The organism is Phytopseudomonas argentinensis (assembly GCF_900113905.1).
Taxonomy (GTDB): domain Bacteria; phylum Pseudomonadota; class Gammaproteobacteria; order Pseudomonadales; family Pseudomonadaceae; genus Aquipseudomonas; species Aquipseudomonas argentinensis.
Window position 1 is genome coordinate 1,656,119 of the sequence record NZ_FORC01000001.1, and the last position, 17,226, is coordinate 1,673,344.

Annotated in this window: 18 protein-coding genes and 1 other RNA gene; 9 read left to right on the plus strand and 10 right to left on the minus strand. The window is 65.3% G+C overall.

Annotated features, from left to right (window positions below; translation table 11 throughout):
- The first annotated feature begins 31 nt into the window (after positions 1-31).
- The 5 genes from BM154_RS07565 (at position 32) to BM154_RS07585 (ending at position 6,114) form a co-directional block, all read left to right on the plus strand.
- On the plus strand, positions 32-1,402 hold the full coding sequence (locus BM154_RS07565; RefSeq protein ID WP_074881873.1) for a CYTH domain-containing protein: 1,371 nt from the start codon (positions 32-34) through the stop codon (positions 1,400-1,402).
- A gap of 55 nt (positions 1,403-1,457) precedes the next feature.
- Entirely contained in the window at positions 1,458-2,189 is a 732-nt protein-coding gene (locus BM154_RS07570; RefSeq protein WP_074881876.1) for a DUF502 domain-containing protein, read from the plus strand.
- A gap of 100 nt (positions 2,190-2,289) precedes the next feature.
- A complete protein-coding gene (tfpB, locus tag BM154_RS07575; RefSeq protein WP_074881879.1) occupies positions 2,290-4,074 on the plus strand; it encodes a type IV pilus assembly ATPase TfpB in 1,785 nt (594 codons plus the stop codon).
- A gap of 50 nt (positions 4,075-4,124) precedes the next feature.
- The gene (locus BM154_RS07580) at positions 4,125-5,732 is read left to right on the plus strand and encodes a methyl-accepting chemotaxis protein (protein WP_074881882.1); all 1,608 of its coding nucleotides are present in this window, start codon (positions 4,125-4,127) and stop codon (positions 5,730-5,732) included.
- Between the two features lie 79 nt (positions 5,733-5,811).
- Positions 5,812-6,114, plus strand: a complete 303-nt coding sequence (locus BM154_RS07585; protein WP_074881885.1) for a DUF2388 domain-containing protein — start codon at positions 5,812-5,814, stop codon at positions 6,112-6,114.
- Positions 6,115-6,157: 43 nt separating this feature from the next.
- Here BM154_RS07585 and gcvH read toward each other — a convergent pair whose 3' ends face one another.
- The 4 genes from gcvH to BM154_RS07605 all read right to left on the minus strand — a co-directional run bounded on the left by gcvH (position 6,158) and on the right by BM154_RS07605 (position 10,083).
- Entirely contained in the window at positions 6,158-6,541 is a 384-nt protein-coding gene (gene gcvH, locus BM154_RS07590) for a glycine cleavage system protein GcvH (RefSeq protein WP_074881887.1), read from the minus strand.
- An 82-nt stretch (positions 6,542-6,623) separates the two neighbouring features.
- The gene (gene gcvT / locus BM154_RS07595; protein WP_074881890.1) at positions 6,624-7,718 is read right to left on the minus strand and encodes a glycine cleavage system aminomethyltransferase GcvT; all 1,095 of its coding nucleotides are present in this window, start codon (positions 7,716-7,718) and stop codon (positions 6,624-6,626) included.
- Positions 7,719-7,925: 207 nt separating this feature from the next.
- A complete protein-coding gene (locus tag BM154_RS07600) occupies positions 7,926-9,542 on the minus strand; it encodes an ABC transporter permease (RefSeq protein ID WP_074881893.1) in 1,617 nt (538 codons plus the stop codon).
- 64 nt (positions 9,543-9,606) lie between these two features.
- The gene (locus BM154_RS07605) at positions 9,607-10,083 is read right to left on the minus strand and encodes a hypothetical protein (protein ID WP_244157071.1); all 477 of its coding nucleotides are present in this window, start codon (positions 10,081-10,083) and stop codon (positions 9,607-9,609) included.
- On the opposite strand from BM154_RS07605, the gene BM154_RS24380 reads away from it, so the two are divergent.
- Positions 10,082-10,303, plus strand: a complete 222-nt coding sequence (locus BM154_RS24380) for a hypothetical protein (protein WP_244157072.1) — start codon at positions 10,082-10,084, stop codon at positions 10,301-10,303. The genes BM154_RS07605 and BM154_RS24380 overlap by 2 nt on opposite strands.
- Here the strand turns inward: BM154_RS24380 and BM154_RS07610 are convergent.
- The 6 genes from BM154_RS07610 to BM154_RS07635 form a co-directional block, all read right to left on the minus strand.
- Positions 10,300-11,301: an extracellular solute-binding protein gene (locus tag BM154_RS07610; protein ID WP_074881898.1), complete on the minus strand. Its 1,002-nt coding sequence runs from the start codon at positions 11,299-11,301 to the stop codon at positions 10,300-10,302. The genes BM154_RS24380 and BM154_RS07610 overlap by 4 nt on opposite strands.
- Before the next feature lie 186 nt (positions 11,302-11,487).
- The gene (locus BM154_RS07615) at positions 11,488-12,705 is read right to left on the minus strand and encodes a 2-octaprenyl-3-methyl-6-methoxy-1,4-benzoquinol hydroxylase (RefSeq protein ID WP_074882441.1); all 1,218 of its coding nucleotides are present in this window, start codon (positions 12,703-12,705) and stop codon (positions 11,488-11,490) included.
- 13 nt (positions 12,706-12,718) lie between these two features.
- Complete coding sequence (locus BM154_RS07620; protein WP_074881901.1) at positions 12,719-13,201, minus strand: DUF4442 domain-containing protein; 483 nt, start codon at positions 13,199-13,201, stop codon at positions 12,719-12,721.
- Positions 13,198-14,388, minus strand: coding sequence for a 2-octaprenyl-6-methoxyphenyl hydroxylase (gene ubiH, locus BM154_RS07625; RefSeq protein WP_074881904.1), 1,191 nt, complete (start codon positions 14,386-14,388; stop codon positions 13,198-13,200). Before ubiH ends, BM154_RS07620 begins: the two co-directional genes overlap by 4 nt.
- A 4-nt stretch (positions 14,389-14,392) precedes the next feature.
- Positions 14,393-15,727 carry a Xaa-Pro aminopeptidase gene (gene pepP, locus BM154_RS07630; protein WP_074881907.1) on the minus strand — a complete coding sequence of 445 codons (1,335 nt, stop codon included), beginning with the start codon at positions 15,725-15,727 and terminating at the stop codon, positions 14,393-14,395.
- 34 nt (positions 15,728-15,761) lie between these two features.
- Positions 15,762-16,316: a YecA/YgfB family protein gene (locus BM154_RS07635; protein WP_074881910.1), complete on the minus strand. Its 555-nt coding sequence runs from the start codon at positions 16,314-16,316 to the stop codon at positions 15,762-15,764.
- A gap of 145 nt (positions 16,317-16,461) precedes the next feature.
- Here BM154_RS07635 and BM154_RS07640 point away from each other — a divergent pair, with 145 nt between their 5' ends.
- The 3 genes from BM154_RS07640 to ssrS all read left to right on the plus strand — a co-directional run bounded on the left by BM154_RS07640 (position 16,462) and on the right by ssrS (position 17,195).
- Entirely contained in the window at positions 16,462-16,671 is a 210-nt protein-coding gene (locus BM154_RS07640; protein ID WP_074881913.1) for a TIGR02449 family protein, read from the plus strand.
- Positions 16,668-16,982 carry a cell division protein ZapA gene (locus BM154_RS07645; RefSeq protein ID WP_074881916.1) on the plus strand — a complete coding sequence of 105 codons (315 nt, stop codon included), beginning with the start codon at positions 16,668-16,670 and terminating at the stop codon, positions 16,980-16,982. The genes BM154_RS07640 and BM154_RS07645 overlap by 4 nt, the downstream gene beginning before the upstream one ends.
- A gap of 33 nt (positions 16,983-17,015) precedes the next feature.
- Positions 17,016-17,195, plus strand: a non-coding RNA gene (ssrS, locus tag BM154_RS07650) — 6S RNA.
- Positions 17,196-17,226: the final 31 nt, after the last annotated feature.

Genomic DNA, 17,226 nt, shown 5'->3' on the forward strand with positions numbered 1-17,226 from the left:
GCCGCCGTCGCCGCTTCACCGAGCCCTCGCAATGAATAAAGAAACCGAAATCAAACTGCGCGCCAGTCGCGAAACCCTGGCCGCCCTGCAAACCCACCCCCTGCTGAAAAAACGCAGCAAGGCCGGCTGGGAGACGAGCGAGCTGTTCAACCAGTATTTCGACACCGAGGCCCGCGACCTTGCTGGTGCCAAGGTTGCCCTGCGCCTGCGCAAGGATGGCGAACAGATCATCCAGACCCTCAAGAGCCGCGGCCAGAGTGTGGCCGGCTTGTCCGAGCGCAACGAGTGGGACTGGTACCTGAGCAAGGCCAAACTGGATCTCAAGAAGCTCGACGACAGCTGCTGGCCAGCGGCCCTGGCCGAACTGGACAAAAAGCAGCTCAAACCGATCTTCACTACCGATTTCGTGCGCCAGCGCGCCGAGATCGCCTGGGGCCGCGGCAAGGCGCGGGTGGTCATCGAAGCGGCGCTGGACCTGGGCAAAGTGATCGCCGGCAAACAGCAGGAAGAAATCTGCGAGCTGGAGCTGGAACTGCGCCAGGGTGAGCCCGAAGCGCTGCTGGAACTGGCTGCCGAGCTGGCCGCCGACCTGCCGCTGATGCCCTGCGACATCAGCAAGGCCGAGCGCGGCTACCGCCTGTTCGACGAGGCCAGCTACGGCCTGCAGTTGCCCACGCCACAACTGGATGCCGAGCAGAGCCTGGACGACGCCGTTGCCGCCATCGGCTGGTTTCTGCTGGGCAGCAGCCAGCGTCTGGCCGAGCAGTACCGCCACAACGGCCACTGGCGCCTGCTGGTCGACTGGCTGGATTGCCTGGTGGAGCTGCGTGCCCTGTTCGGCAGCCTCGGTCAGGCCGCCCCCCGCGCCAGCACCAGCGAACTGCGCCAGGTACTCGATGCCCTGCTCGACGACTGGCGGCCACGGGTGCTGGCCGGCCAGGCGGACGACGCCGCGCGCCAGGACGCCCCTGCCCAATTCGCTGCCGAGCTGCAACAAACCCGCTGGGGCCGGTTTTCACTCGGTACCTCGCGCTGGCTGCTGACGCGCGCCTGGACCAGCGCACGCACCAAGCGTGGTGATCGCCAGGGCGCCGCCGCCTTGCAAAGCTGGCTGCCGACCTTCTTCGCCGAAGAGGGCCGCGACCTGCAGCTCAAGCGTTACCAGCAGCAGCCCGAAGACCTGGCCGAACAGCTGCCGCGCCTGGAGCGCTTGCTGCTCTGGCTGCACCTGGCCCGCGGCACGCTCGACATCGCCGAGGCCGACCGGCTGTTCGGCGAACTCAACAAACTGGCTGAACTGGCGAAGCGCCCGATCAGTCCAGAAGAACTGGAGGCGCGCATGACCCAGGCGCAGATCATCATGAGCCTCAAGCCCTGGAAAGCGCTGCTCAAGCACGGCTGATGACCCCGGCAGGTGGCGCGCCCACCTGCCCCGCTCGACGACAGGACGCCCCTCGATGTTCAAACTCAGCCTGAAATCCATCGCCGCCACCTGGCTGACCGGCCTGCTGGCACTGCTGCCACTGGCCCTGACCATGGTGGTGCTGGCCTGGCTGGTCAGCCTGCTCAACAATCTGATCGGCCCGTCCACGGCCATTGGCCGGCTGTTCGCCGCACTCGGCACGCCGTTCGCCAGCAACCCCTACCTGGCCTACCTGCTCGGCACCCTGGTGCTGCTGATCAGCCTCTATCCCCTGGGCCTGGCGGTGAAGCTGGGCCTGCGCCGCCCGCTTGGCTGGCTGATCGACGTGACCCTGCGGCGCACCCCGCTGATCGGCAACTTCTACAATCTGGCGGACCGCTTCGTCGGCCTGCTCGACAAGAAGAACACCGACATCACCAGCATGCGCCCGGTGTGGTGCTTTTTCGGCGGCGGCGATGGCGTGGCGGTACTGGCCCTGCAACCGACCTCGGAGCCGGTGGAGCTGGAGGGCCGTCCGCACCTGGCGATCCTGGTGCCCACCGCACCGATTCCGGTCGGTGGCGGCCTGCTCTACGTGCCCGCCGACTGGGTAAAACCCGCCAACATGGGCGTCGACGCGCTGACCAGCATCTATGTGTCCATGGGCCTCACACCACCGCCCTCCCTACCCGCGCAAAGCCTGGAGGATGCCCGCGAGCCGGAGCCGCCAGCAGCCCCGGAACAGCTACCGCCAGCAGGCGAGCAAGCGACCAGGCCGCAGCCCTGATCCGCGAACCATGAACCGGTGCTTAGTCGCCGCCGGCGCAATCAGGCATGCTGACAGCTGCTACAGAATGCCAACCAGCCAGCCGTAACCAGGAGCCCGCATGTCCAGCCTCTCGCCTGCCGCCGCCGACCGCCTGCTGGATCTCAACGAGTTGCTGCGCGAACTGGTCGGCCAGGGCCGTATCGCCCAGGAAAGCGCCGAGCAGTGCCTGGCAATCCGCCGCAGCGGTGCCAATAACGACCTGCACCCACTGGAGTTCCTGGCCGCCCAGCAGCTCGAGGATCAGTCGCGCCCGGGGCGTACCTTCGACCTGGAAAGCCTGACCCTCTGGCTGGCGCAGCTTGCCGGGCAACCGTACCTGCGCATCGATCCGTTGAAGATCGACGCGGCAGCGGTCACCCCGCTGATGTCCTACGCCTTCGCCCAGCGCCACAAGATCCTCGCCGTGGCGGTCAATGCCGAGGCGGTGACCATTGCCAGCGCGCAGCCGTTCATGCACAGCTGGGAAGCCAATCTCGTCCACGTGCTCAAGCGGCCGATCAAGCGCGTGGTGGCCAACCCGGCGGACATCCAGCGCTTTACCGTGGAGTTCTACCGCCTTGCCCGCTCGGTCAGCGGTGCCAGCAACAGCGACGCCAAGCTCAGCAACGTCGGCAACTTCGAGCAACTGCTCAACCTTGGCGCTCAGGACCAGGAGCCGGACGCCAACGATGCCCACGTGGTGAATATCGTCGACTGGCTGTTCCAGTACGCCTTCCAGCAGCGCGCCAGTGACATCCATATCGAGCCGCGCCGCGAACAGGGCAGCGTGCGCTTTCGCATCGACGGCGTGCTGCACACCGTGTACCAGTTCCCCGCCCAGGTCACCATGGCCATCGTCAGCCGCCTGAAGACCCTGGGCCGCATGAACGTCGCTGAAAAGCGCAAACCCCAGGACGGCCGGGTAAAGACCAAGACGCCCGCCGGCAACGAGGTGGAACTGCGCCTGTCGACCCTGCCCACCGCCTTCGGCGAGAAGATGGTGATGCGTATCTTCGACCCGGACGTGCTGCTGCGCGGCTTCGACCAGTTGGGCTTCAGCCCCGATGACCTCAAGCGCTGGGAAAGCATGACCCGCCAACCCAACGGCATCATCCTGGTCACCGGTCCCACCGGCTCGGGCAAGACCACCACGCTGTACACCACCCTCAAGCAGCTGGCCACCGAGGAAGTGAACGTGTGCACCATCGAAGACCCCATCGAGATGATCGAGGGCGCCTTCAACCAGATGCAGGTGCAGCACAACATCGACCTGACCTTCGCCAGCGGCGTGCGCGCCCTGATGCGCCAGGACCCGGACATCATCATGGTCGGCGAGATCCGCGACCTGGAAACCGCCGAGATGGCCATCCAGGCAGCGCTGACCGGCCACCTGGTGCTTTCCACCCTGCACACCAACGACGCGCCGAGCGCCATCACCCGACTGCTCGAGCTGGGTGTGCCGCACTACCTGCTCAAGGCCACCTTGCTGGGCGTCATGGCCCAGCGCCTGGTGCGTACCCTGTGCCCGCACTGCAAGGCGCCGGTGGAACTCGACGAAGCGGACTGGCAGGAACTTACCCGCCCCTGGAACGCGCCGCTGCCCACCGGCGCCCACCGCGCCGTGGGCTGCGTCGAATGCCGGGAAACCGGCTACCGCGGGCGCGCCGGGGTGTACGAGATCATGCTGCTGGGCGACAGCCTGAAACCGCTGATCAACGCCGATACCGACCTCACGCCTCTGCGCCGCCAGGCCTTCAAGGATGGCATGCGTAGCCTGCGCCTTTCCGGTGCGCAAAAAATCGCTGCCGGGCAGACCACGCTTGAAGAAGTATTGCGCGTGACACCGCAAAGCGAGCAGCGCTAATCTGAGCAAACGCGGGCTCAGGGCAGCCTGCTCATGCCAGGAGCGGCGCCATGAATATCCGCCAGAAGATGCTCGCCTGTGGAGCCGTCAGTATCGTTGCCACGCTTCTGGTCGGCGGCATCGGCCTCTGGGGCCAGGCGCAGTTGGGCGAGGCCCTGGTGGCCAACGAAATCAATGCCAACGCCCTGCGCCATCACATGGATGGCGACATGATGCACGATGCCCTGCGCGCTGACGTGCTCGGCGCCTTTCTCACCGCCCCCGGCGACGCCGCAGCCGCTGCCCAGGTGCGCGACGATCTCAAGGAACACAGCGCGCGCTTCCGCCAGGCCATGGAGCAAAATGCCAAGCTGCCGTTGGCCCCGGAGATTCGCCAAGCAATCGACGCCATTGGGCCGGTGCTGGAGGCCTATATCCAGTCGGCCACGCGCATCGTCGAGCAGGCTCTGGTCGATCCGCAGGCGGCACGCGCGCTGATGGCCGATTTCTCGCGCAGCTTTGCCGAACTGGAAGGGCGCAATGAAACGATCAGCGAACAGATCGAAGCCAGCGTTGCCCAGACCCGTGCACGAACCGAAGCCGTGGTGCAGCAGGCGTCCTGGTGGCAATGGGGCAGCCTGGGCCTGGCCTGCCTGTTGATCCTCGCGATTACCCGGCAGCTGCTGCGCTCGGTGCTGCGGCCGCTGGCGAAGATCATCCAGGCCGCGCGCAGCATGGCCCAGGGCAACCTGCGCGCGCCGATCAGCGTCGACAGCCGCGACGAAGCCGGCCAGCTGCAACAGAGCCTGGCGGACATGCAGACCAGCCTGCGGCAGATGATCGAAACCATTCGTACCGAGAGCGAGGAATTACGCCGCGCGTCCCAGTATCTGAGCCAGACCTCCGGCGAGGTGGCGCGCGGCGCCAGCGAGCAGGCCGAAGGCGCCACCAGCATGGCCGCGGCCATGGAACAGATGATCGGCAATATCGCGCAGATCGCCGAACACACGCGTAGTGCCCGGGATATATCCGAACAGTCGGAACAGCTCACCACCACTGGCGGGCAGGTGATCGTTGGCGTGGTCGACGGCATGAACCACATCGCCGATGCGGTCAATCAGTCGTCACGGACCGTCACCGTGCTGGGTCAGTCGTCCGAGGAAATCGATTCGATCATCCAGGTGATCCGCGGCATCGCCGAGCAGACCAATCTGCTGGCCCTCAATGCCGCCATCGAGGCCGCGCGCGCCGGGGAAGCCGGCCGTGGCTTCGCCGTGGTGGCCGACGAGGTGCGCGGCCTGGCGGCCCGCACCGCGCAGTCGACCCAGGAGATCACCGGCATGATCCAGCGCATCCGCGAATCCACTGCGCAGGCGGTGAAAAGCATGGAAGCCGGGGTCAGCCGGGTCACCGACGGCGTTGGCAAGGCCCAGCAAGCCAATGCCTCGATCACCGAAATTCGCCAGGGCGTGCAGCGCTCGGCACAGATGGTCGACGAGATCGCCCACACCATCACCGAACAGTCCAAGGCCAGCAACGAAGTCGCCGAACGGGTGGAAATGATCAGCGAGGTGGCCCAGCGCAACAACATGGCCATGCAGCAACTGGCGCAGATGTTGGTACAGATGGACAGCTCGGCCCAGGCCATGCAGGCCTCGGTACGGCGCTTCGAGCTGTAGCAGCAGCTGTCAACGCAGTGGAACCTGTAGCCTGCGGCCCTACTCTCAAGGAGAGGAACCCCCCACAGGAGTCATTGCCATGCGCCGTTCACGTTCACTGCTGCTCGCCGGCCTGTTTCTGGCCGCTTCTACCCAGGTTCATGCCGTCAACCTGCGCGACGTCCTGTCGTCGGGTGCAACCACCGCATCGACCTACCTGACGTTCAAGGACAACAAGATGATCGTCCCCGCCCAGGACGACGCCAGCAGCTATATCGCCAGCAATGGCGAAATCCGCGGTCCATACCTGGAAGCGGCGCTGCAGAAGATCCGCACCGATCACCCGGACCTGCAAGCCAGCGACATGGAACTGGCCACCGCGATTCTCACTGCCCAGCAGTGATAAAAAAGCCGGCCCAGGGCCGGCTTCTTCATGCACCCACGACTCAGCCGTCGATGCTTGCCTGGTAGCCCGCGCTGTCGAGCAGCTTCTGCAGCTGCGAGGCATCGCTGGGCTGCAGCTTGAAGAACCAGCTGCCGTACGGGTCGCTGTTGACGCTTTCCGGGCTATCGGCCAGGGCTTCGTTGATGGCGATCACTTCGCCAGCGACTGGCGCGTAGATGTCGGAAGCGGCCTTCACCGACTCGACCACACCGGCTTCCTGGCCCGCATCGAGCACCTTGCCGATTTCCGGCAGCTCGATGAACACCACATCACCCAGCGCTTCCTGAGCATGGTCGGAGATGCCCACAGTCACGCTGCCGTCGGCTTCCAGGCGTGCCCATTCGTGGCTGGTGGCGTAACGCAGATCGGCGGGGATAGAGCTCATGTTGTCGTTCCTCATCAGACAGGACGGCGACCGCGCCGTCCGGGGAATTTAGCAGGTGCCTGCCACCTGTGTAAGGCGTGCCTCAGATCAGCACCTTGCCATGGCGTACGAAACTGGGCTGCACCACGCGCAGTGGGTACCACTTGCCGCGGATCTCCACCTCGGCGCGGTCACCGGTCTTTGCCGGTACCCGGGCCAGGGCGATCGATTTGCCCAGGGTCGGCGAGAAGCTGCCGCTGGTGATCTCGCCTTCGCCAACACCGTCGACCCGCACCACCTGGTGGGCACGCAGCACGCCGCGCTCTTCCAGCACCACGCCGACCAGGCGTGAATACGCGCCCTGAGCATGCTGGTGTTGCAGCGCGTCGCGGCCGATAAAGGCGCGCTCGGTCGGCTCCCAGGCCACCGTCCAGGCCAGGTTCGAGGCCAGGGGTGAGGATTGCTCGTCCATATCCTGGCCGTAAAGATTCAGGCCCGCTTCCAGGCGCAGGGTGTCGCGTGCACCAAGGCCAATGGGCGAAATGCCGGCACCGACCAGATCATTGAAAAAGGCCACCGCCTCCCCGGCCGGCAACATGATTTCCAGGCCGTCCTCACCGGTGTAGCCGGTACGGGCGATGAACCATTCGCCGTCGGGCAGCCCCTGGAACGGCTTGAGCTCGTGAATCAGGCTGGCGCGTGTCTGGCTGACCAGCTCGGCGGTCCTGGCGCGGGCCTTGGGGCCCTGCACAGCGAACATCGCGAAGTCACTGCGCTCGCGTAGCTCGACATCGAATCCGCTGCTGTGGGCACGCATCCAGGCCAGATCCTTGTCGCGGGTCGCCGCATTGACCACCAGCCGATAGGCCGGCACTTCGACCGCGCCGAGCAGGTAAACGATCAGATCGTCGATCACCCCGCCCGCTTCGTTGAGCATGGCACTGTAGAGGGCCTTGCCGGGGGTCTGCAGGCGCGCCACATCATTGGCCAGCAAACGCTGCAGATAGCGCTGGGCGTCGGCGCCCTGCACATCGACCACGGTCATGTGCGAGACGTCGAACACCCCGCAGTCGCGGCGCACCTGATGGTGTTCCTCGACCTGGGAACCGTAATGCAGCGGCATGTCCCAGCCGCCGAAGTCGACCATCTTGGCGCCGAGTGCCAGGTGCAGGTCGTAAAGAGGTGTGCGCTGTCCCATGGGATCTCCTTCCGGGCGTTGCAAGGCTGGGGCGCGGGTGAAGTGGGCCATTCCAGATGAATTTGGACGTGGCTGCAAGGCGGGCCGCAGCGAATGGCGCGCATTGTAGCCGCATGGTCGTAGTCGGTCATCTCGCACATTGGCAGCCGGTGTAACAAAGCCCCTGGCAACCCTCGGCGGGCGGCCCAAGTCCGCGCCAGCGACCGCCTATCCGATTCGCGGCGCCGAGCGGCGGATCAGCAGGATCACCGGCAACAGCCCGACCGCTACCAGCGTCAGCGCCGGCAATGCGGCTCGCGCCCATTCGCCCTCGCTGGTCATCTCGAAGATGCGCACGGCCAGGGTGTCCCAGCCGAACGGGCGCATCAGCAGGGTGGCCGGCATTTCCTTGAGCACATCGACGAAGACCAGCAAGGCCGCCGACAACACACCGGGCATCAGCAGCGGCAGGTACACCCGCACGAACAACGCCACGCCGCCAACCCCCAGGCTGCGCGATGCCTGCGCCAACGACGGTCGAACGCGCGCCAGGCTGGCTTCCAGCGGCCCGTAGGCCACCGCCAGAAAGCGGATCAGGTAGGCCAGCAGCAGCGCACCCAGGCTGCCGAGCAGCAAGGCCTTGCCGGCGCCACCGAGCCAGGTCGACAGGGGAATGACCAGGCCGTTGTCCAGGCGGCTGAAGGCCAGCATGATCGCCACGGCCAGCATCGAGCCCGGCAGTGCGTAGCCGAGGTTGGCCAGGCCAACGGTGGCGCCCATCAGGCGGGTCGGTACCTGGCGCCGGGCGAATGCCAGCAAGAGCGCGATCGACACGGTGATCAGCGCCGCCATGGCGCCCAGGTACAGGGTGTGGAGGATCAGCGCCAGGTAGCGTTCATCGAGATCGAAACGCCCGCGCTGCCAGAACCAAACCAGCAGTTGCAGCACCGGGATCACGAAGGCGCAGGCGAATACCAGCAGACACCAGGCACTGGCGGCTGCCGCGCGCAGCCCGGTCAGGCGATAAAGTGCGCCGCTGCGTGGCCGCTCGACGGCAGGCCGCACGGCGCCACGAGCACGGCGCTCACCATAGAGCACCAGCATCACCGCAAACAGCAGCAGGCAGGCCAGTTGCGCCGCGCTGCCCAGGCTGTAGAAGCCGTACCAGGTCTTGTAGATGGCGGTGGTGAAGGTATCGAAATTGAATACCGATACGGCGCCAAAGTCGGCCAGGGTCTCCATCAATGCCAGCGCCAGGCCAGCGCCGATGGCCGGGCGCGCCACCGGCAAGGCCACCCGCCAGAACGATTGCCAGGGCGAGTGGCCGAGAGTGCGCGCCGCTTCCATCAGGCCCTTGCCCTGGGCCAGGAAGGCATTGCGCGCGAGCAGGTAGACGTAGGGGTAGAACACCAGCACCAGGACGATGATCACCCCGGAGGTCGAGCGCACCCGCGGCAAGCGCACGCCGCTGCCCAGCCACTCACGTAACAGCGTTTGCAGCGGCCCGGAGAAATCCAGCAGGCCGACGAACACGAAGGCCAACACGTAAGCGGGAATGGCGAAGGGCAGCATCAGCGCCCAGTCCAGCCAGCGCCGGCCGGGGAACTCGCAGAGGCTGGTGAGCCAGGCCAGGCTCACCCCCAGTACCGTCACCCCGACGCCGACACCGAGCACCAGCGTCAGGGTATTGCCGACCAGCCGCGGCAGTTGCGTCTGCCACAGGTGCGACCAGATCTGCCGGTCCACCTCCTGCCAGCTCGCCATGAGTACCAGCAGTGGCATAAATACCAGCAGCGCCACGGCAAAAGCGATGGGATACCAGCGACGCTGGGCAGGATGGGCCAAGCACACTCCTAAACAGACAACGCGTGATGTCCCGGCAGCAGCAAGGACATCAGCTTCATGGCGGTTACAGGCCGTCTACGCTGCGCAGCGTACGCTCAGCCTTGTCGGCAGCGCTCTTGTTCTGCCACTTGGGCAGGTAGTCGAGCTTGCGCGCGCGGATACTGTCGATGTTGTCCTGATACCAATTGTTCGCCTTGGGGCCGATCACCATCCACTCGGTGGACTCATCCCAATTGCGAAACTGCTTGGACTGCAGGCCTTCCTTGGCACTGGCATCATTACGAATCGGCAGCAACGAGAAACGAGCTCGCCATACCCCCATTCGCGGGGCGACCAGCACGTAATAACGCTTGCCGGCTTCCAGATTGGCGGCGAGGAAATCGGCGTTTTCAGACACCACCATGAACAGGTGCTCACCGGGCTCGGCCAGGTAGGCGACCTTGCTTTTCGACGATACGACGCCGGCGAATACATCATTGCCCTCGGCGCGGGTGTCGTAAACGGAGGATTGCACTGCACCGCCGAGTGACGAAGGCCGCATGAACACCACCAGAGCCTTGTCGGCCGTGGCTTTCGGTTCGACCTCGGTAGTCGGCGCCACCATCAGTGATGACTGGCAACCACCTAGCACCAACAATATGAAGAGCGTTCCCAGCAAGCGGGAAAATGTGGAAAACGGCATAGAAACTTCCTTGTGGCTGAAATGGAAAAGCCGCGGCAACTGCGCCGCGGCTGGCATTCAAGCAAATCGTCGCGGTTAATTCCAGCCAGCCCGATCCATAAGGCGAATGGCCTCGGCCTGGCGCTTGCCCGCCACTTCCACGGCGATGCTGTCTGCCTTGAATTCACCCCAGGCGGCGACTTCTGCTGAGGGTTTCACCGCCGGGTTGGCGGGAAACTCCTTGTTGGCATCGGCGAAGATGTTCTGCGCCTCGGCGCTGGTCATCCACTCGACCAGCTTCTGCGCGGCTTCGGGGTGCGGCGCATATTTGGTCAGGCCAACGCCGGACAGGTTGACGTGTACGCCGCGGTCTTTCTGGTTAGGCCAGAACAGCTTGGCTTTCAGATCCGGGTTCTGCTCGTGCAGACGGCCGAAGTAGTAGGTGTTGACGATGCCCACGTCGCACTGGCCAGCGGCCACGGCGTTGATCACCGAGTTGTCGTCCGGGAACGGGTCGGTCGCCAGGTTGTTGACCCAGCCCTTGATGATCTCTTCGGTCTTGGCTTCGCCGTGAGTCTCGATCAGGGTGGCGGTGAGCGACTGGTTGTAGACCTTCTTGCTGGTGCGCAGGCACAGGCGGCCTTCCCAGCTCTTGTCAGCCAGCGCTTCGTAGGTGGTCAGTTCACCATCCTTCACCCGCTCCGGCGAGTAGACGATGGTGCGTGCGCGCAGCGACAGGCCGGTCCAGGCACCGCTGGCGGCGCGATACTGGGCAGGAATGTTGGCGTCGACGACGCTGGACTTCATCGGCTGCAGAATGCCCATCTGCTCGGCCTGCCAGAGGTTGCCGGCGTCGACGGTGATCAGCAGATCGGCCGGGGTATTCTCGCCTTCGGCCTTGATGCGCGCCATCAACGGCGCTTCCTTGTCGGTGATGAACTTGACCGCCACACCGCTCTTGGCGGTGTAGGCGTCGAACACCGGTTTGATCAGTTCGTCGATACGCGAGGAATAGACAACTACTTCATCGGCCGCCTGCACGGCACTGGCCAGCGTACTGAGGGTGAAAACGGCAAGAAGCGCGCGACGTACCGACATGACAGACACCTTGGGAGAGCTGAGAGAGCGAGGATGATATTGACTCGCATCTGCAGCGCCCACCGGGACGTCATTGCCGGATATTACAACGCCATCAGGCTGTCGCTGCGCGCCTCGCCTGGGTGGACGAAAAAGCCTCGGCTACGCGCCTCGCTCCACCCAGCCCCCCGCTGTGGAAAAGCGCCATCAGGCCCTGGCGAGCGCCGGCAGGTCGCCGCTCAGGCCCAGGGCCTGACGCACGAACAGCGCCTTGGCGTCTTCCAGGCCGTCGACCAGATCCAGCCCAGCGTTGCGCGCCAGGCGCAGCGCCAGGGAATCACTCTGGAACAGGCGCTGAAAGCCTTCCATCGCAGCCATCATCGCCAGGTTGTGGGGCATGCGCCGGCGCTCGTACCGGCTCAGCACGCGCTCATCGGCCAGCCGCTCGCCCCGTGCAGCAGCTTGCGCCAGTACTTCGGCCAGCACCGCGGCGTCGAGAAAACCGAGGTTGACGCCCTGCCCGGCCAGCGGGTGGATGGTATGGGCGGCGTCGCCGATCAGCGCCAGGCCGGGCTCCACGTAGCGCTTGGCGTGACGCTGGCGCAGCGGTATGCACAGGCGGCGATCCACCTGCAGTATCTGGCCCAGGCGATACTCGAAGGCCTGGCCGAGGGCTGTGGAAAACCCCTCGTCATCCAGCGCCATCAGTTGGGCCGCATGCTCCGGGGTGGTCGACCAGACGATCGAGCACCAGTGCTCGCCATCGCGCTCGCCCAGCGGCAGGAAGGCCAGCGGACCTTCGTCGGTGAAGCGCTGCCAGGCCGTAGCCTGGTGGGCCTCGGTGCAACGCACGCTGGTGACGATGGCGTGGTGCAGGTAATCCCATTCGCGGGTTTCACAGCCGGCCAGGCGGCGCACCGCCGAGTTGGCGCCGTCCGCGGCGATCACCAGCGGGGTACGCAGCTCGCGGCCATCGGCCAGGGTCAGCAGCCAGTCATCGCCGGAGTGGCGCATGCGCTCAAGACGCGCATTGGCCAACAGGCCCACATCGCTGGCATGCAGGCGCTCGAGCAGCGCGTCCTGCACCACGCGGTTCTCGACGATATGGCCGAGCGTGTTGGCATGCACGCTGGCCGCACTGAAATGGATATGGCCGGTGCCGCTGCCGTCCCAAACGTGCATGTCGCGATAGGGGCAGCTGCGCCGCGCCTGCACGCCGGGCCAGGCGCCAAGACGCTCGAGAATGCGCTGACTGGCCATCGACAGTGCGCTGACCCGCGGCTCGTAAGCGGCAACCCTGTCGAAAGGCTCGACAGTCATCGGCCCACCGTCGAGTACCAGGCACTCCATACCCTGCTTCCGCAGGGCGAGGGCCAGGGCACTGCCAACCATTCCGGCACCGACGATGATCAGGTCTGCACGCATCTCGTTCATATCCTCAGGCTGCCTGTCGCACGCGCGGCTTGAGCCGCACGTAGAGCGTCTTGTTGACCCGCGCCACCAGGGTGCCGCTGCCATCGCGCACCTCGACCGGCAATTCGGGCAGGTACTTGTCGCCACTGGCGGTGCGCTCGCGCACCTCGTCGATAAAGGCCTGGTCGATGGCGAACGAGGCGAACACCGGGCCGCGGCCCGGTGCGATGAAATCGATGCTGGCGGCCTTGTCCCAGACCACGTAATCGCGGCCGAGGTTCTCCATCAGCATCAACATGTAGAAGGGATCGGTCATCGAATACAGGCTGCCACCGAACTGGGTACCGACGTAATTGCGGTTGTACCAGCGCAGCGCCATCCGTACCTCGACCTGGCGAAAGTCCGGGGCGATACGGCGGATCCACACCCCAGCGCCCAGATAGGGCGGGTAGAGGTTCATGATCCAGCGCAGCATCCGGGCCTTGCGCGCCAGCCGGCGTGCATTCATTGCGGGTTACCGCGAGTACCCATGCCCATGGCCTGGCGGGCGAACCAGCGCTTGGCCGGCGGCAGCAGCTCGAGCCCCAGCAGGCCCAGGCTGCGGCCGGCGGCGAGCAGCGGCTGATCGGTGCTGAACAGCCGGGTGACCTGATCGGAAAACGCCACGGTACGCGCCTGGTCACCAGCCTGGATACCGGCGTAACGCTGCAGGGTGGGCAGATCGCCGAGCGGCGCGCTGCTAGTCAGCAGGGTGTCGGCCAGGGCTCGCACGTCGCGTAGCGACAGGTTGAAACCCTGCCCGGCGATGGGGTGCAGGCTGTGGGCGGCATTGCCGAGCACCACCAGATTGGCGCGTACCTGCTCGGCGGCTTCGATCAGCACCAGCGGGTACGGCACCCGCGCACCGACCTGGCGCAACGCCCCGAGGCGATAGCCGAAGGCCTGTTGCAGTTCGGCGAGAAAGGCGCGCTCATCGAGCTTGAGCAGCCGCTCGGCATCGCGGCTCGGGTGCGTCCACACCAGCGCGCAGCGGTTATCGGAGAGCGGCAGCAGTGCCAGCGGACCGGATTCGGTAAAGCGTTCGAACGCCTCGCCGCCGTGGGCCTGCGCCGGCGTGATATTGGCGATCAACGCGGTCTGGTCATAGGGCCGCTGATTGATCGCGATGCCCAATTGCTCGCGCAACGACGAGCGCCCGCCATCGGCGAGGATGGCCAGGCAGCAGTCGATCAGGGTTTCGTCATCCAGGGTCAGGCGATAACCCTCAGACGTGGGCTCCATGCGCTCGACCTGGGCCGGGCAGCGCCACTGGATCACCTCGGCATCCAAGGCCTGCCACAGGCAGTGGCCGAGCCAGGCGTTCTCCACCACGTAGCCCAGGGCCGGCACGTTTTCCTGATCGGCGCTCAGCCGCGCCGCCGCAAAGCGGCCGCGGTCAGAGACATGGATGCGCTCGATGGCGGTGGCCTGCTCGGCGATAGCTGGCCACAGGTCGAGGCCTTCGTAGATCAGCCGCGAGCCATAGGACAGCGCCGTGGAGCGCGCGTCGTAACTGGGCTGGTAGCCGTCGCCGGGGGCGAACGGCTCGATCAGCGCGATACGCCAGCCGCGCGTGCGCGCCTGGCCCTGCAGCGCCAATGCCAGGCTGGCGCCAACCAGGCCGCCGCCGATGATCGCCACGTCGACCCGCAACATGGCTTCAGGCTACCTGCGCACGGGCAGCGGCCATCAGGGCCTCGATCTCGTCGACGGCCTTGGGCACATCGCCGGTAAGAATCTCGCAGCCGGTCCTGGTCACCACCACGTCGTCCTCGATGCGCACGCCGATGCCGCGCCATTTCTTGGCGACGTTCTGGTTATCCACCGCAATGTAGATACCCGGTTCGACGGTCATTGCCATGCCCGGCTCGAGCACGCGCCATTCGCCGCCGACCTTGTATTCGCCGACATCGTGCACGTCCATGCCCAGCCAGTGGCCGGCGCGGTGCATGTAGAAGGGCTTGTAGGCCTCGGCGGCGATCAGCTCGTCGACGTCGCCTTCCAGCAAACCGAGGTCGACGAGACCCTTGGTGATGACCCGCACCGTGGCTTCGTGGGCCTCGTTCCAGTGCCGGCCCGGAGCGATGAACTTGAAGGCTTCCATATTGGCAGCCAGCACGATCTCGTAGATGGCCTTCTGCTCGGGCGAGAATTTGCCGCTGACCGGGAAGGTACGGGTGATGTCGCTGGCGTAGCAGTCGATCTCGCAGCCGGCGTCGATCAGCACCAGGTCGCCATCCTTGAGCAGCGCGTCGTTCTCGCGGTAATGCAGAATGCAGGCATTCTTGCCGGCGGCGACGATGGAGCCGTAGGCCGGCATCTTCGAGCCGCCCTTGCGGAATTCGTAGTCCAATTCCGCTTCCAGGTGGTACTCGTAGAGCCCGGCGCGGCTGGCCTGCATCGCCTTGATATGGGCGCGGGCGGAAATCTGCGCGGCTTCGCGCATCACCTTCACTTCACCGGCCGACTTGTACAGGCGCAGGTCATGCAGAAAATGGTTGAGGGCGACAAATTCCTTGGGCGGCGAGGCGCCCTGGCGGGCCTTGGAACGGATCACGTTGACCCACTCCATCAGGTGGCGGTCGAATTCGGGGTTGGTGCCCACCGCGTAGTAGACGCGCTCTCGGCCCTCGATCAGACCCGGCAGGATGTCGTCGATGTCACCGATGGGAAAGGCATCGTCCGCGCCATAACGGCTGATCGCCCCTTCCTGCCCCGCGCGCAGGCCGTCCCACAACTCGCGATCGGGATCGCGCTCACGGCAGAACAGCACGTACTCGCCATGCTCGCGGCCGGGAATCAGGGCGATCACCGCCTCGGGCTCGGGGAAGCCGGACAGGTACTGGAAGTCACTGTCCTGGCGGTACACATGTTCGACGTCGCGGTTGCGAATGAACACCGGCGCCGCCGGCAGGATGGCGATGCTGTTGGGTTCCATCTGCGCCATCAGCGCCTTGCGACGGCGGGCGTATTCCGCTTTGGAGATGCTGGTCATGGGCAGGCTCGATTCCGGTCGGTGAAGGGCGCGATCAGTGCAGCGAAGGCTTCGGCGCCGGGGCGGCTGGCTTGGCGCACTCGCTGAACAGCAGCAACGGCGCGACGCGCAGGTACTCCATGACTTCCATGTAATCGTTCTCACCGTCCTCGGACTCGTCCAGGGCGTTCTGCACCTGGGCGATGGCGGACAAATCCTGCAGCACTTCCATGGCTTCGGCGCTCAGCGCGGCGTCGCCGACGGTCAGCCCGAAACCACCAAGAAAGCCTTGGCACCACTGGCCCAGCGCCGCGGCGCGCTCAGCGAGCGGCGCCTCGTCGGACGGCAACAGCAACACCACGGTGACGTCGTCACCGGTCAGTTCGCCGCGTACCATCTCCTGCAGGCCGATCAGCGCCTGACGGATGTTTTCCGGCGGTTCCACGCCCAGCAGCTCGGTGGCGTCGACCAGCCAGGGACCGGCTTCGAAGCCAGCGCCGGCGCAACTGCGGCCCAGCAGCAGGCCATGCAGCTCGGCAGGTGAAACGGAAGAGCCACCACTGGCGAGCAGGGCAGCAAATGCAGCGTAGGGAGAACTGGAAGTCGGCATCGATCACTAGGCGCCAAGGGGCGCAATCACTAGAATGGAGGCTTTCTATCCTAGCACCGGCACACGGGCCAAGACCATCAGCCGGTTTGCGCGCTTGCACCGCCGCGCCTGTACACTGGGCACAACCCTGCCAAAGCGAGAGCCAATGGAAGACGCCGATCTACAAGCCCTGACGGCAAAGCTGGAGCTGTTGATCCAGCGCGTCGAGCGACTCAAGGCACAAAATCGCCTGTTGCTGGAAAGCGAGCAGGCGTGGCGCGAAGAACGCGCTCATCTGATCGAAAAGAACGAAATAGCTCGGCACAAGGTCGAATCGATGATTTCGCGCCTCAAAGCCCTGGAGCAGGACTCATGACCCAATCGAATACCGTTACCGTTCAGATCCTGGACAAAGAATATTGCATCGCCTGCCCCGCCGATGAGCGTAGCAACCTGCAAAACGCCGCCCGCTACCTGGACGGCAAGATGAGGGAGATCCGCAGCGGCGGTAAGGTCATCGGTGCCGACCGCGTCGCAGTCATGGCCGCCTTGAACATCACCCATGAATTGCTGCACAAGCAGCAAAACCTTGACCAGCAGGTGTCCACCAGCCGCAACCATGTGCGCGATCTGCTGGGTCGCGTGGACGACGCCCTGCACGATGATGCAGACGGCCGCGGCGTCTGACCAACGGTCGTTATTTTGCGTTATACTGGCCGCAGCTCCCTGGAGTGTGCGCCAGTTGGTTGATGTCCCTGAGCCGATACGCACAACCCCGGGGGTTGTCAGTTGAGGCCGGTGTGCATGTCCGCTTGACGGAAAGCCTTAAGGTTTCCTGCAACCTCCACCTTGAACTTTCGGGTTCAAGGGCTAAACCGACAGCGGCATGCTGGGGAGTCATAATTCGTAGCCCGCTGCTGGCCCTCGCCAG